The sequence below is a fragment of the Kitasatospora sp. NPDC032757 genome (assembly GCF_055579305.1).
Genome location: NZ_JBVINN010000054.1, coordinates 25412 through 40104, shown reverse-complemented (window position 1 = coordinate 40104; position 14693 = coordinate 25412). Strand labels below are relative to the sequence as shown.

Below are 14693 nucleotides of genomic sequence, written 5' to 3'. Positions count from 1 at the left end.
CGCGCCCTAAGCCCGTCGTCAGCGCCGACGAGAGCGGGGTGGTCAATCGCGCAAAAACAAGCAGGCATGATTGCTTTTTCTTCGCCCCGGTGCCACGCTGCTGCGCGACGGCAAGGTTGTGGCCACCGGTAGGGGAGGCGTGCCTGTGGGGTCGCGTGCGGTGTTGCGGGTCGGGAATGCGTCGGGCTTCTACGGGGACCGTTTCTCGGCGGTCCGGGAGATGCTGACGGGCGGGCCGCTGGATGTGCTGACCGGGGACTACCTGGCCGAGCTCACCATGCTGATCCTGGCCAGGGACCGGCTCCGGGATCCCGCCCTCGGCTATGCGAAGACCTTCCTCCGGCAGATGGAGGAGTGCCTCGGTCTGGCGCTGGAGCGCGGGGTGCGGATCGTCGTCAACGCGGGCGGGCTCAACCCGGCCCGACTCGCCGAGGCGATCGGGGCGTTGGCGAAGCGGCAGGGTCTGGCGCCCGCCGTCGCGCACGTCGAGGGCGACGACCTGCTGCCGCGCAGGGCCGAACTCGGCCTTCCCGATGGGCTGTTGGCAGCCAACGCCTACCTGGGCGCATTCGGGATCGCCGAGTGCCTCGGGGGCGGGGCGGACATCGTGGTCACCGGCCGGGTGACCGACGCGGCGCTGGTCGCGGGCCCGGCGATCGCCCATTTCGGCTGGAGTTCCCACGAGTTGGACGCGTTGGCCGGAGCCGTCGTGGCCGGGCACGTCCTGGAGTGCGGTGCGCAGGCGACCGGCGGCAACTACGCGTTCTTCGGCGAGCACGACGTCACCCGGCCGGGCTTCCCGGTCGCCGAGCTGCACGCCGACGGCTCCAGCGTCATCACCAAGCACCCGGGCACCGGAGGGGCCGTCACCGCGGGCACCGTCACGGCCCAACTCCTTTACGAGACCGGTGGGGCGCGCTACCTGGGCCCGGACGTGACCGCCCGCCTGGACACCGTCCGGCTCACCCAGGAGGGGCCCGACCGGGTCCGGATCGACGGGGTGCGCGGGGAGGCGCCGCCGCCGACCCTCAAGGTCGGGCTGAACCGGCTCGGCGGCCACCGCAACGAGGTGGTCTTCGTCCTCACCGGGCTCGACATCGAGGCCAAGGCAGCCCTGGTGCGGCGGCAGTTGGAGGAAGCCCTGCCGCCGCAGGACCGCCCCGCCGAGCTGCGCTGGACGCTCGCCCGGACCGACCACCCCGACGCCGCCACCGAGGAGACCGCCTCGGCGCTGCTGCGGCTCACCGCCCGGGACCGTGACCCGGCCAAGGTCGGCCGCGAACTCGGCAGGGCCGCGGTCGAGTTGGGCCTGGCCGGCTACCCGGGATTCCACCTCACCGCCCCGCCCGGGCCGGGCGCGCCGTACGGGGTGTTCACCGCCGCCCACATCGACGCCGCGGCGATCGGGCACACCGCCGTGCTGCCCGACGGCCGCCGGATCGCCGTCCCGCCGGTGCCGGCGGGCAAGGGCCCGGACGGCGAGCCGCCCGAGCCGGACCTCCCCGACCCGCTCCCCGCAGGCCGGACCCGCCGTGCCCCGCTCGGCCTGGTGGCCGGCGCCCGCAGCGGTGACAAGGGCGGGGACGCCAACCTCGGCGTCTGGGCCCGCGACGACGCCGGCTGGCGCTGGCTCGCGCACACCCTCACCACCGAGCGTCTCCGGCAACTCCTCCCCGAAGCAGCCGGGTTGCCCATCGCCCGGCATCTGCTCCCCAACCTCCGCGCCGTCAACTTCACCCTCACCGGCCTGCTCGGCGAGGGCGTCGCCGCCCAGCACCGGTTCGACCCACAGGCCAAGGCACTGGGGGAGTGGCTGCGCTCCCGCCACCTCGACATCCCGGAGGCGCTGCTGTGACCGTCCTGCCCACCCGCCTCGACCCGGCCGGCGCCGACCACGCCGAGCACCGGGCCGCGATGCTCGCGAAGCTGGAGAACCTCGCCGGGGAACACGCCAAGGCACTGGCCGGCGGCGGCCCCAAGTACGTCGAACGGCACCGCGGCCGCGGCAAGCTGCTGCCGCGCGAGCGGATCGAGCTGCTGATCGACCAGGACTCGCCGTTCCTCGAACTCTCCCCGCTCGCCGCCTGGGGCAGTGACTACCCGGTCGGTGCGGCGCTGGTCACCGGAATCGGCGTGATCGAGGGCGTCGAGTGCGTGATCACCGCCAACGACCCCACCGTCCGCGGCGGCGCCAGCAACCCGTGGACGCTGCGCAAGGCCCTGCGCGCCAACGAGATCGCCCTCACCAACCGCCTTCCGCTGGTCAACCTGGTCGAGTCCGGTGGCGCCGACCTGCCCAGCCAGAAGGAGATCTTCATCCCCGGCGGCGCCCTCTTCCGCGACCTCACCCGGCTCTCCGCGGCGGGGATCCCCACCGTGGCGGTCGTGTTCGGCAACTCCACGGCCGGCGGCGCGTACGTGCCGGGGATGTCCGACCACACCGTGATGGTGAAGGAGCGGGCCAAGGTCTTCCTGGGCGGGCCGCCGCTGGTGAAGATGGCCACCGGTGAGGAGTCCGACGACGAGTCGCTCGGCGGCGCCGGGATGCACGCCCGCACCTCCGGCCTGGCCGACCACTTCGCCGTGGACGAGCCGGACGCGCTGCGCCTGGCCCGCCGGATCGTCGCCCGGCTCAACCACCGCAAGCCGGGCCCCGGTCCGGACGCGGCCGCCGCGCCGCCGAAGTACGACGAGGAGGAGCTGCTCGGCATCGTCCCCGGCGACCTCAAGGTGCCGTTCGACCCGCGCGAGGTGATCGCCCGGATCGTCGACGGCTCGGACTTCGACGAGTTCAAGCCGCTCTACGGCTCCAGCCTCGCCACCGGCTGGGCGAGCCTGCACGGGTACCCGGTCGGCATCCTCGCCAACGCGCAGGGCGTGCTGTTCAGCCAGGAGTCCCAGAAGGCCGCCCAGTTCATCCAGCTGGCCAACCAGCGGGGCACCCCGCTGCTGTTCCTGCACAACACCACCGGCTACATGGTCGGCAAGGACTACGAGCAGGGCGGCATCATCAAGCACGGCGCGATGATGATCAACGCCGTCGCCAACTCCCGGGTGCCGCACATCTCCGTCCTGATGGGCGCCTCCTACGGGGCCGGCCACTACGGCATGTGCGGGCGGGCGTACGAGCCGCGGTTCCTGTTCGCCTGGCCGAGCGCCAAGTCGGCGGTGATGGGCCCGCAGCAACTGGCCGGCGTGCTCTCGATCGTGGCCCGGCAGTCCGCCGCGGCCAAGGGACAGCCCTACGACGAGGACGCGGACGCCGCGATCAGGGCGATGGTCGAGCAGCAGATCGAGGCGGAGTCGCTGCCGGTCTTCCTCTCCGGCCGGCTCTACGACGACGGGGTGATCGACCCGCGCGACACCCGGACGGTGCTCGGCCTCTGCCTCTCCGCGATCCACAACGCGCCGGTCGAGGGCGCGCGCGGCTACGGCGTCTTCCGGATGTGAGGGGTTCCCCATGCTGATCACCAACCTGCTGGTCGCCAACCGCGGCGAGATCGCCCGCCGGGTCTTCCGCACCTGCCGGAGCCTGGGCATCGCCACCACCGCCGTCCACTCCGACCCGGACGCCGACGCCCCGCACGTGCGGGAGGCCGACGCCGCGGTCCGCCTGCCCGGCGCGGCGCCCGCCGACACCTACCTGCGCGGCGACCTGATCGTCCGGGCCGCGCTGGCCGCCGGGGCGGACGCCGTGCACCCGGGCTACGGCTTCCTCTCCGAGAGCGCCGAGTTCGCCCGGGCCGTCCGGGACGCCGGCCTCACCTGGGTCGGCCCGCCCCCGGCTGCCATCGCCGCGATGGGCTCCAAGACCGCCGCCAAACGTCTGATGGCCGCCGCCGGCGTCCCCGTGCTGGACGCCGTCACCGACCCCGTCGCCGCCGACCTGCCGTTGCTGGTCAAGGCGGCCGCCGGCGGCGGCGGGCGCGGCATGCGGGTGGTCCGCCGGCTGGACGAGCTGGCCGGACAGCTCGCCGCCGCCCGCGCCGAGGCGGCGAAGAACTTCGGCTCCGACGAGGTGTTCTGCGAACGTTTCCTGCCCACCGGCCGGCACGTCGAGGTCCAGCTGCTCGCCGACGCCCACGGCACCGTCTGGGCGGTCGGCGACCGGGACTGCTCGCTGCAACGGCGGCACCAGAAAGTCATCGAGGAGGCGCCGGCGCCCGGCCTCTCCGCGCGGCTGCGCGAGGAGCTGCACGCCGCCGCGGTCACGGCCGCGAAGGCGATCGGGTACGCCGGCGCGGGGACGGCGGAGTTCCTGCTGGCGGAGGACGGCCGGTTCTGGTTCCTGGAGATGAACACCCGCCTCCAGGTCGAGCACCCGGTGACCGAGGCCGTCACCGGACTCGACCTGGTCGCCCTCCAACTCGCCGTCGCCGAAGGCGAGAAGTTGACCGGGCGGGCACCGGAGCCGGTCGGCTGCGCGATCGAGGCCCGGCTCTACGCCGAGGACCCGGGCAACGACTGGCGGCCCGCGACGGGCACCCTCCACCGCCTCGAACTCACCTCGCCGCACAGCGAGTTCGGCGGCCGGGGGCGGACGGGCCTGCGGCTCGACTCCGGCGTCGCCAACGGCGGAGAGATCACCGCGCACTACGACGCGATGCTGGCGAAGGTGATCGCCTGGGCGCCGACCCGGTCGGCCGCCGCCCGGCAGCTGGCCGACGCGCTCGCCCGGGCCCGCGTCCACGGGCCCGCCACCAACCGGGAGTTGCTGGTCCGGTCGCTGCGGCACCCGGACTTCCTGGCCGGACGCATGCACACCGCATTCCTGGCCGAGCACGCGGCCGAACTCACCGCCCCGGACGGCGAACACACGGCCCTCGCCGCCCTCGCCGCGGCCCTCGCCGACGCGGCGGCCCGTCGCACCCCGCTGCCGTCCGGGTGGCGCAATCTGCCTTCCCAGCCGCAGGTCAAACGCTACCGGGCCGCCGGCGGAGCCGAGTTCGAGGTCCGCTACCGGCTCACCCGTGACGGCCTGCAGGCCGACGGCCACCCCGACGCGGCCCTGGTGTCCTCCTCGGCGGAGCAGGTCACCCTGCGCACCGGGCCGGTCCGCCGGACCTTCGACGTGGCCCGCCACGGCGACCGCGTGTACGTCGACACCCCCGGCGGCTCCACCGTGCTCACCGTCCTGGACCGATTCCCCGACCCCGCCGCCCACACCGACCCGGGCGCCCTGCTCGCCCCGATGCCCGGCACCGTCGTCCGCACGGCCGCGTCGGTCGGCGACACCGTCACCGCCGGCCAGCCGCTGCTCTGGCTGGAGGCGATGAAGATGGAGCACCGCGTCACCGCCCCGGCCGACGGAGTCCTCGCCGAACTCCGCGCCACCCCGGGCCAGCAGGTCGAACTCGGCACCCTGCTCGCCGTCGTGCAGCCCAAGCCCTGAGAGCCGCTCCGAACCCCCCGCCCGGAAAGGACCCCCGCATGTCCGCACCGCGCACCACCACCCCCGGAAGCCCGCTGATCGAGACCCCCGAACGCCAGGCGCTGCGCAGCGCGGTGGCCGGCCTCGGCCACCGGTACGGCTCCGCGTACTACCTCGGAAAGGCCCGTGCCGGCGAGGCCGCCGACGAACTCTGGGCCGACGCCGGCAAGGCCGGCTACCTCGGCGTCAACCTGCCCGCCGAGTACGGCGGCGGGGGCGGTGGCATCACCGACCTCGCCATCGTCCTGGAGGAACTCGGCACCGCCGGCTGCCCGTTGCTGCTGCTGATCGTCTCGCCGGCGATCTGCGGCACGGTCATCGCCCGCTACGGCACCGAGGAGCAGAAGCGGCAGTGGCTGCCCGGGCTGGCCGACGGCACCCGGAGGATGGCCTTCGGCATCACCGAACCCGACGCCGGCTCCAACTCCCACCGCATCACCACCGTCGCCCGCCGCGACGGCGACGACTGGCTGCTCACCGGCCGCAAGGTGTTCGTCTCCGGCATCGACCACTGTGACGCCGTGCTGTTCGTCGCCCGCACCGACGACGCGCGCACCGGCAAGCTCAAGCCGGCTCTCTTCATCGTCCCGCGCGAGACCCCAGGCTTCGAGTACCGGCCGATCCCGATGGAGCTGGTCGCCCCGGAGAAGCAGTTCCAGGTCTTCCTGGACGACGTCCGGCTGCCCGCCGAGGCGCTGGTCGGCGACGAGAACGCCGGGCTGCTCCAGCTCTTCGCGGGCCTCAACCCCGAGCGGATCATGACCGCCGCCTTCTCGCTCGGGCTCGCCCGCCAGGCCCTCGGCAAGGCCGTCGGCTATGCCAAGGAGCGCACCGTCTGGTCGGCCCCGATCGGTGCCCACCAGGGCCTCGCCCACCCGCTCGCCCAGTGCGCGGTGGAGATCGAACTGGCCCGGCTGATGACCCAGAAGGCAGGCCTGCTCTACGACGCGGGCGACGACCTCGCCGCCGGCGAGGCCGCCAACATGGCCAAGTACGCGGCCGGCGAGGCCGCCGCCCGCACCGTCGACCAGGCCGTGCAGACCCTCGGCGGCAACGGGCTCACCCAGGAGTACGGGCTGGCCACCCTGCTCGCCGCCACCCGGGTCGGCCGGGTGGCGCCGGTCAGCCGGGAGATGGTGCTCAACTACGTGGCCCAGCACACCCTCGGCCTCCCCAAGTCCTACTGACCGCCGGCCGGACGCGGGTCACCTGGCGGAGGAGAGATGGGCGAGGACCACGGTGTTGGACTCGTAACGTCGAACACGTTGTGCCTGGCACTGCGGTTCTCGCCCACGAACGTCCAGTTGAGCCGGTGGTGCCCCGTCCGGCAGGCTGTAGTCGGCCGTCCTCCCGGTGCCGTGGGCCAGCACCAGGCCCCGGCCAGGACCAGCGCGTTGCCCGGTCGGCTGCTGCTGCTCGACCGTCCAGTTGACCAGCGTGACGGTGTCGAAGTTGAAGACATCCAGATAGAACTGGCAGACCTTCGGGTCGTCGTTCCGGCTGTCCGGCGAGGTGGTGCTGTCGTGCACTTGACGTCGCCGTTGTCGCCCGGCGCGGCGAGGGCGAGCGGCGCGGCACCGAAGGTCAGCGCTGCGGCCGCCGCGGTGGCGGCCGGCAGCCGGCGGGGGAGGACGGCAGAAAGGCAGTGCGTGTCACGGTGGGGGTGCTCCCTGGCCGGGGCCGCCCTCGGGGGCGGGCGGCCATGCGCACACCGTCCGGTCTCCTCGCCGCACGCGGCAAGCGTGCCACGCGCGCTCCCCCGATTGTTCGCCACATTGGCGCAGTTCCGCGTGACTGTCCGTATGCTCCTGTCCCGCGCGCCCGGCCGGCCGCTCTCCAGCGCCTTCGCCGGGCGCCCGATCGTGCGTCAACTACCTATTTGGAGGCACGCCTTGGTGTTCCGCAGTGAGTTCCCGGACGTCGCGATCGTCGACCTGCCGATCCATGACGCGGTGCTCGGCGAGGCCGAGCGCTACGGCGACCGGCCGGCCCTGGTGGACGGTGTCACGGGGGAGACGGTCAGCCACGCCCGGCTCGGTGCGGCCGTGCGGCGGGTGGCCGCCGGACTTGCCGAGGCGGGCGTGCGCAAGGGCGACGTGGTGGCGTTGTTCAGCCCCAACACGATCGGCTACCCGATGGCCTTCTACGGCGCCACCCGGGCCGGCGCGACCGTCACCACCGTCTCCTCGCTCGCCACCCCCGGCGAGCTGGCCGGCCAGCTCGCCGACAGCGGCGCCCGCTGGCTGGTCACCGTCTCGCCGTTCCTCGCCACCGCCCGCCAGGCCGCAGGCCAGCTTGCCGCCGAGGGCTTCCCGCCGGTCGAGCTGATCGTGCTGGACGGCGCCGAGGGCCACCGCTCGCTGGCCGACCTCCTCGCCGCCACCGGCCCGGCGCCCGACGTCGTCATCGACCCCGGCCACGACATCGCGGTGCTGCCCTACTCCAGCGGCACCACCGGGCTGCCCAAGGGCGTGATGCTCACCCACCGCTCGATCGCCACCAACCTGGCCCAGACCGACGCCCTCTACCATCCGAAGGAGGGCGAGCGGATCCTCGCCGTCCTGCCCTTCTTCCACATCTACGGCCTGGCCGCCCTGCTCAACCAGCCGCTGCGGTGCGGCGCCACCGTGGTCGTGCTGCCCCGCTTCGACCTGGAGCAGTTCTGCCGCACCATCGAGGAGCAGCACGTCCAGGCCCTGATCGTGGCCCCGCCGATCGCGCTCGCCCTCGCCAAGCACCCGATCGCCGACCGCTTCGACCTCTCCTCGGTCGAGTACCTGCTCTGCGCGGCCGCCCCGCTGGACAACGAGCTGGCCGCCGCCTGTGCCCGCCGGCTCGGCCTGCCGCGCGTCCTCCAGGGCTACGGCATGACGGAGCTGTCGCCCGTCTCGCACGTCGTCTCCCCTACGGAGACCGACCCCTCGCCGGGCTCGGTCGGCCGGATGGTCCCCTCCACCGAGCTGCGCGTCACCGCCCTCGACGGCACCCGCGCCGACCTCGGCCCCGGCGAGCCGGGCGAGCTGCTGATCCGCGGGCCGCAGGTGATGAGGGGCTACTTCGGCCGCCCCTCCGAAACGGCCGCCACGGTCGACGCCGACGGCTGGCTGCACACCGGCGACGTCGGGTACGTCGACGAACGCGGCTACCTGTACATCGTCGACCGGGTGAAGGAGCTGATCAAGTACAAGGGGTACCAGGTCGCCCCCGCGGAGCTGGAGGCGCTGCTGCTGAGGCACCCCGGGATCGCCGACGCGGCGGTGATCGGCGTGACGGACGCGGAGGGCACCGAGCGCCCCAAGGCCTTCGTGGTGCGCGCCCCGGGCAGCACGCTCACCGAGGAGGAGGTCGCCGCCTTCGTGGCCGGGCAGGTCGCGCCGTACAAGAAGGTGCGCGCGGTGGAGTTCCTGGACGCCGTCCCGAAGTCCCCCGCCGGCAAGATCCTCCGCCGCGAGCTGCGCGCCCGCGAGGCCGCCCGCTGACCCTCCCCGGCCCGCGGGGCGGCTGCCGGACCTGCCGCGGACCACGCCACCGCACCTGCCACCGGGCAGTACCCGGAGATCTGCGAGGATCGACCCGCCGCGCCGCCGCACGAACAGGACCAGCCGCCGACGATGACCAGCCACCCCGCCGCCCGCACCCCGCAGCAGGACCGCAGCCGCGCCACCCGGCAACGGCTGCTGGCGGCGGCCGTCGACTGCCTCGCCGAGGTCGGCTGGAACGGCTCCACCGTCAGCGTCGTCGCCGAGCGGGCCGGCGTCTCCCGCGGCGCGGCCCAGCACCACTTCCCGACCCGCGAGGACCTCTTCACCGCGGCCGTCGAGCACGTCACCGCCGAGCGGCTGGCAGCCGTCCGCGCCCACGCGGACGAGCTGCCGCCCGCCGGCCCCGCCCGCACCGAGGCCGTCGTCGGCATGATCGTGCGCCTCTACACCGGTCCGCTGTTCCGCGCGGCCCTGCACCTGTGGGTCGCCGCCGCCACCGAGGAACCGCTGCGCGAGCGCATCGTCGCGCTGGAGGGCCACGTCGGCCGCGAGGCCCACCGGGCCGCCGTGGACTTCCTCGGAGCCGACGAAACCGTGCCCGGCGTACGCGAAACCGTCCAGGCCACCCTCGACATGGCACGCGGTCTCGGACTGGCCAACCTGCTCACCGACGACAGCGCCAGACGATCCGGGGTGATCCGGCAGTGGGCAAGCGTTCTGGAGGGTACGCTGCGGCCGGTACGCCCATGACGCCCGTACACCCGGATGCCCGGAACACCTCCTGACCGAAGGGGTCGCCGGGCGGCCGATGTCCGTGCAGTCTGGAGAAGAACCCGGCCGGCGGACCGCGAGGCCCCCGCCCGGCCGGGCACGAGCCGAACCGGGGTGCTGCCTGATCATGCACGGACACGAGTGGGACGCGACCGACGCCGCCGGACCCGCGCCGGGCGGAGCCCACGCACGCCTGGACGGCCATCGCCTCGTCCCGCTCGCCACCGCCCTGCTCCAGGACGACGGTCTGATCCTGCACTGGAGCGAGGACGCCGAGGCCCTGCTCGGCTACTCCGCCGACGAGGTCGTCGGCCGGTACGCCGCCCGGCTGCTCACCGACGAGTCCGACCGCCCCGAGGTGCTCGCCCTGTTCGAGCGCATCCTGAGCGGCAAGGGCTGGTCCGGCGTCTTCCCGGTCCGCCACCGGGACGGCCACCTGGTCGAGCTGGAGTTCCGCACCTACCCGATAGCCGGCCCGGGCGGCACCCTGCTGCTGCTCGCCACCGCCTCCGACACCCAGGCCCTGCACCGGGTCGAGGCCGACCTCGCCGTCCTCGACGGCATCTTCGGCCAGTCCCCGATCGGCATGGCCGTCTACGACACCGACCTGCGGTACGTCCGGCTCAACGAGGCGCTCGCCCGGATGAACGGCGTCTCCGTCGAGGAGCACCTCGGCCGGCGGATCAGCGCCGTCCTGCCCGGCATCAACAGCGCCGAGATAGAACAGACCATGAGACAGGTGCTGGTCACCGGCCGGCCCGTGGTCGACGCCCGCTCGCACGGCCGCGTCCCCGGCGACCCGAAGCGCGACCGCGCCTGGTCGGCCTCCTACTTCCGGCTGGAGGACTCCACCGGCCGGGTCTTCGGCGTCTGCTCCTCCATCATCGACGTCACCGAGCGCTTCCAGGCCGAGGCCCGTGCCTCCCGCGCGCAGGAACGTCTCGCCACCATCGCCGAGGCCACCGCCCGGATCGGCACCACCCTCGACCTCCAGCGCACCGCCGAGGAGCTGATCGAGGCCGTCGTCCCGCGGTTCGCCGACTTCGCCACCGTCGACCTGCTCGAACCCGTCCTGCGCGGCGCCGAACCCACCCCCATCCCGGACGACCGCACGGTCCAGTTGCGCGCCGTCGCCGTCGGCGAGTCCTACGAGTCCGGCCTCGTCCACGCCGTCGACACCGTCGGCGAGGTCTCCGAGTACGCGCCCGACCGCAGCTACACCCAGTGCCTGCGCAGCGGCCGCCCGCTGCTGCGCGCCCACGTGGACGCGGAGGTGCTGCGCGGCCTGGTCGCCACCCCCGAGCGGGTCGGGCCCGGCATAGAGGCCGGCATCCACTCGTACCTGATGGTGCCGATGACCGCCCGCGGCATGGTGCTCGGCGGCGCCGAGTTCATCCGGATGCGCAACCCCGAGCCGTTCACCGCCGCCGACGTCGCCCTCGCCGAGGAGCTGGTCGCCCGCACCGCGCTCGCCATCGACAACGCCCGGCTCTACCGGCGCGAACGCGAGACCGCGCTCACCCTGCAGCGCAGCCTGCTGCCGCAGGAGATCCACCGCACCCTCGGCCTGGAGATCGCCTACCGCTACCTGCCCAGCAGCGTGGTCAGTGAGGTCGGCGGCGACTGGTTCGACGTCGTCCCGCTCTCCTGCGGCCGGGTCGCCCTGGTCGTCGGCGACGTCATGGGCCACGGCATCCGCGCCGCCGCCACCATGGGCCAGCTGCGCACCGTCGCCCGCACGCTCGCCACCCTGGACATGCCGCCCGAGCAGGTGCTCACCCGACTGGACGAGACCGCCTCCGGTATCGGCGAGGGCCAGTTCGCCACGTGCATCTGCGCCGTCTACGACCCGCTGGAGCGCACCGTGCAGGTCGCCTCGGCCGGGCACCTGCCCCCCGTCTGGGTCGGCCCCGACGGTACCGCCCGCAGGATCGACGTCCCCCCGGGCGTGCCGCTCGGCGTCGGCGGCGTGGCCTTCGAGTCGATCGAGTTCACCCTCCCCGAGGGAGGAATGGTCGCCCTCTACACCGACGGCCTGGTCGAGCGGCGCGGCCAGGACCTCGACAACGGCATCGACCTGCTGGCCGAAACCCTCTCCGGCCCCGGCCGCACCCTGGAGGAGAGCTGCGACGCCGTCCTCGGCGCGCTGGTCACCGACGGGACCGAGGACGACATCGCGATGATCATGGCCCGGGTGCTGCCGCTGCCCGCCGACCGGATCGCCACCCTCCCGCTCACCGGCGGCGGCCGGCTGCCCGGCAAGGCCCGCCGCTTCACCCGCGCCGCCCTCGACGGCTGGGGTCTGTCCGCCCTCTCCGACTACGCCGAGCTGCTGGTCAGCGAGCTGGTCACCAACGCCCTGCTGCACGCCGACGCCCCGCGCCGGCTCCGGCTCTTCCGCGACCGGGTGCTCACCGTCGAGGTCGCCGACGCCGGCGGGCAGACGCCCCAGCTGCGGCCCTTCGCCGAGCAGGACGAGGGCGGCCGCGGCATGTTCCTGGTCAGCGAGCTCGCCCAGCGCTGGGGCAGCCGGCTCACCCGCGACGGCAAGGTGGTCTGGGCCGAGCTGGAGCTCCCCTTCGGGACGGTCTGACGGCTCCCGGGTAGACGGGAACCCCGCGCCCGGCCGGGGCGAGGGGTTCCCGTGCGGTCAGGCGCCCACGTTCTCCGGCACCTGGGCCGCCCGCTCCTGCTCGGTCTGCGCGCGGCCCGCCTGCTCCTGCGCTGCCCGCTCCTGCTCCGTCTGCGCGCGGCCCGCGTGCTCCTGCGCCGCCTGCTGCTGCGCCGCCCGCGGCAGCCCCTTCAGCAGGCGCCAGGCCAGGGCCGACGCGGCCAGCAGCAGCGCGCCGGCCAGGACCGCCGCCACGTTCATGCCGTGCACGAAGGCGTCCCGGGCGCTGCCGAGCAGCGGCCCGGCCACCGTCTGCGGCAGGCCGTGCGCGGCCTCGACGGCGCCGCCGAGCGACTCGCCGGCCCGGGCGGTGGCCTCCGCCCCGGCCTCGGCCGGGACGGCCAGTGCGTCCGTGTACAGCGCGCCGACCACCGAGCCGACCAGCGCGATGCCGAGCGCGGTGCCCAGCTCGTACGCCGTCTCGGAGACGGCCGAGGCGGCGCCCGCCTTGTCGGCGGGCGCGGCGCCCAGGACCAGGTCGGCGCCGAGCGTGTAGACGACGCCCTCCGCGGTGCCGACGATCAGGAAGGCGGCGGCGAGCAGCAGGTACGTGGTGTCCTGGTGCACCCAGCCGATCAGGCCGAGGCCGGTGCCCATGGCGAGCAGGCCGAGCGTCAGTGCGGCCCGGGCGCCGGTGCGCCGGGCCAGCCGGGCGGTCAGCAGCCCGCCGACCACCGCGCCGGCGAAGGCCGGCAGCTCGGCCAGGCCGGCCTTGAGCGGCTCGTACCCGCGGACCAGCTGGAGGTACTGGGAGGTCACGAAGACCACGCCGGAGAGGCCGATGAGCGCGGTGAGCGAGGCCAGCACGGCGCCGGTGAAGCGGCGGTCGGCGAAGAGCCGGACGTCCAGCAGCGGGGTGGGCAGCCGCAGCTGGCGGCGGACGAAGACGGTCAGCGCGGCGGCGCCGAGCACGGCCGCGACCGGCACGTCCCAGCGGGCCACGCCGTGGGCCGCGGCCTCCTTGATCGCGTAGACCACGCCGATCACACCGGCCAGCGACAGCAGCACGCTCAGCACGTCCCAGCGGCCCGGCTTCGGGTCCTTCGACTCGGGCAGCAGCCAGGCACCGAGGACGAGCAGCAGCACCAGCACCGGGATGTTGAGCAGGAACACCGAGCCCCACCAGAAGTGCTCCAGCAGCACCCCGCCGACCACCGGGCCGAGTGCGGCGCCGGCGGTGGCGGCCGCGCCCCAGATGCCGATCGCGGTGGCCCGCTCGCGGTCGTCCGGGAAGAGGGAGCGGATCAGCGACAGGGTGGACGGCATGATGGTCGCCCCGGCCACGCCGAGCAGCGCGCGGGCCAGGATCAGCCAGCCGGCGCTCGGCGCGTAGGCGGCCAGCAGCGAGGCGGCACCGAACGCGGAGGAGCCGGCCAGCAGCAGCTTCTTGCGGCCGATCCGGTCGCTCAGCGATCCCATGCTGACCAGCAGGCCGGCCAGCACGAAGGAGTACGCGTCACCGATCCAGAGCAACTGGGTGCCGCTGGGGCGCAGCGTCTCGCTGATCGACGGTATGGCGAGGGAGAGGACGGTCGCGTCGACGGCGACCAGGGTGACGGCCAGGACGAGGACGGCGAGGCCGGTCCAGCGCTGGCGGGGGCGGGTGAGGACGGTGCTGCTCATGGGGTATCGGTTTCCGGCCGCTGTTCCGAGGGCCTGTGATCCGAGGTGCTGTGGGTGGGGGGCTGGTGGACTACGGGCGGCGCAGGGCGCCGCCGAGGAAGAGCTCGGCGAGTGAGAACGCGGCGTCGCGCGGGGCGAGCCGGCCGTCCTGGATGGCCCAGCCGATGCCGGCCACCAGGTCGAAGAAGGCCTCGCTGAGCCAGCCGGCGGAGAGCTCGATGCGGAAGACGCCCTGCTGCTGGCCCCGTAGGAAGAGCGCGTGCAGCCGGGAGATCTGCGACTCCCAGAGGTCGTTGATCTCGTCGTCGTCGTAGAGCTGGTTCTCGCCGGCGAGGAAGGCGCAGAGCGCGGCGTCCGGGGCGGTGGCGTCGACCAGGCGGCGCAGTGCGGTGTGCGCGTCGCCGTCCTCGACGGCGGCGGTGTCGAGCGCGGCTCCGAACCGTTGCAGGCCGAGCAGCCCGACCTCGCGGATCAGCGCCTCCCGGCCGGGGAAGAGCCGGTGCAGGGTGGCGCGGCTGATGCCCGCGGCGCGGGCGATCTCGTCGAGGTGGGCGGTGGGGCGGCGGGAGAGCACGCCCACGGCGGCCTCGAGGACGGAGTCGCGGTCGGTGGCCATGGGGCGAGTGTACGTCGAATGAGACATGGATGTCTCAATAATTTCTTCGACGCCTCACCTGAGGCGGGAGGGGCCGGTGCGGCGGCAGCAAAAAAACCG

General features: G+C 74.1%; 10 protein-coding genes. 7 read left to right on the top strand and 3 right to left on the bottom strand.

The window, feature by feature from the left end:
* Positions 1-145: 145 nt before the first annotated feature.
* From ACZ5WK_RS36450 to ACZ5WK_RS36435, 4 genes are read left to right on the top strand one after another with little or no spacing between them, the layout of a single operon-like run.
* Entirely contained in the window at positions 146-1855 is a 1710-nt protein-coding gene (locus ACZ5WK_RS36450; RefSeq protein ID WP_465554227.1) for an acyclic terpene utilization AtuA family protein, read from the top strand.
* On the top strand, positions 1852-3450 hold the full coding sequence (locus ACZ5WK_RS36445) for an acyl-CoA carboxylase subunit beta (protein WP_465554225.1): 1599 nt from the start codon (positions 1852-1854) through the stop codon (positions 3448-3450). Before ACZ5WK_RS36450 ends, ACZ5WK_RS36445 begins: the two co-directional genes overlap by 4 nt.
* Positions 3451-3460: 10 nt before the next feature.
* On the top strand, positions 3461-5392 hold the full coding sequence (locus ACZ5WK_RS36440) for an acetyl/propionyl/methylcrotonyl-CoA carboxylase subunit alpha (protein WP_465554223.1): 1932 nt from the start codon (positions 3461-3463) through the stop codon (positions 5390-5392).
* A gap of 38 nt (positions 5393-5430) precedes the next feature.
* Positions 5431-6618: an acyl-CoA dehydrogenase family protein gene (locus ACZ5WK_RS36435; protein ID WP_465554221.1), complete on the top strand. Its 1188-nt coding sequence runs from the start codon at positions 5431-5433 to the stop codon at positions 6616-6618.
* A gap of 18 nt (positions 6619-6636) precedes the next feature.
* On the opposite strand, the gene ACZ5WK_RS36430 is transcribed toward ACZ5WK_RS36435, so the two are convergent.
* A complete protein-coding gene (locus tag ACZ5WK_RS36430; protein WP_465554219.1) occupies positions 6637-6960 on the bottom strand; it encodes a hypothetical protein in 324 nt (107 codons plus the stop codon).
* A 363-nt stretch (positions 6961-7323) separates the two neighbouring features.
* Between ACZ5WK_RS36430 and ACZ5WK_RS36425 the strand changes: the two genes are divergently transcribed.
* The 3 genes from ACZ5WK_RS36425 to ACZ5WK_RS36415 all read left to right on the top strand — a co-directional run bounded on the left by ACZ5WK_RS36425 (position 7324) and on the right by ACZ5WK_RS36415 (position 12277).
* Positions 7324-8910, top strand: a complete 1587-nt coding sequence (locus ACZ5WK_RS36425) for a 4-coumarate--CoA ligase family protein (protein WP_465554217.1) — start codon at positions 7324-7326, stop codon at positions 8908-8910.
* 132 nt (positions 8911-9042) lie between these two features.
* Positions 9043-9663: a TetR/AcrR family transcriptional regulator gene (locus tag ACZ5WK_RS36420; protein WP_465554215.1), complete on the top strand. Its 621-nt coding sequence runs from the start codon at positions 9043-9045 to the stop codon at positions 9661-9663.
* 148 nt (positions 9664-9811) lie between these two features.
* Positions 9812-12277 carry a SpoIIE family protein phosphatase gene (locus ACZ5WK_RS36415; RefSeq protein ID WP_465554213.1) on the top strand — a complete coding sequence of 822 codons (2466 nt, stop codon included), beginning with the start codon at positions 9812-9814 and terminating at the stop codon, positions 12275-12277.
* A 57-nt stretch (positions 12278-12334) separates the two neighbouring features.
* Here ACZ5WK_RS36415 and ACZ5WK_RS36410 read toward each other — a convergent pair whose 3' ends face one another.
* Together ACZ5WK_RS36410 and ACZ5WK_RS36405 are read right to left on the bottom strand one after the other, a co-directional pair.
* Complete coding sequence (locus ACZ5WK_RS36410; RefSeq protein WP_465554211.1) at positions 12335-13978, bottom strand: MFS transporter; 1644 nt, start codon at positions 13976-13978, stop codon at positions 12335-12337.
* Between the two features lie 70 nt (positions 13979-14048).
* Positions 14049-14594 carry a TetR/AcrR family transcriptional regulator gene (locus ACZ5WK_RS36405; protein ID WP_465554209.1) on the bottom strand — a complete coding sequence of 182 codons (546 nt, stop codon included), beginning with the start codon at positions 14592-14594 and terminating at the stop codon, positions 14049-14051.
* Positions 14595-14693 lie beyond the last annotated feature (99 nt).

Excerpts from the sequence above, each read along its gene's own strand:
- ACZ5WK_RS36440 (WP_465554223.1), top strand. The coding sequence starts at position 3,461 with ATGCTGATCACCAACCTGCTGGTCGCCAACCGCGGCGAGATCGCCCGC.
- ACZ5WK_RS36435 (WP_465554221.1), top strand. The coding sequence starts at position 5,431 with ATGTCCGCACCGCGCACCACCACCCCCGGAAGCCCGCTGATCGAGACC.
- ACZ5WK_RS36420 (WP_465554215.1), top strand. The coding sequence starts at position 9,043 with ATGACCAGCCACCCCGCCGCCCGCACCCCGCAGCAGGACCGCAGCCGC.
- ACZ5WK_RS36415 (WP_465554213.1), top strand. The coding sequence starts at position 9,812 with ATGCACGGACACGAGTGGGACGCGACCGACGCCGCCGGACCCGCGCCG.
- ACZ5WK_RS36410 (WP_465554211.1), bottom strand. The coding sequence starts at position 13,978 with ATGAGCAGCACCGTCCTCACCCGCCCCCGCCAGCGCTGGACCGGCCTC.
- ACZ5WK_RS36405 (WP_465554209.1), bottom strand. The coding sequence starts at position 14,594 with ATGGCCACCGACCGCGACTCCGTCCTCGAGGCCGCCGTGGGCGTGCTC.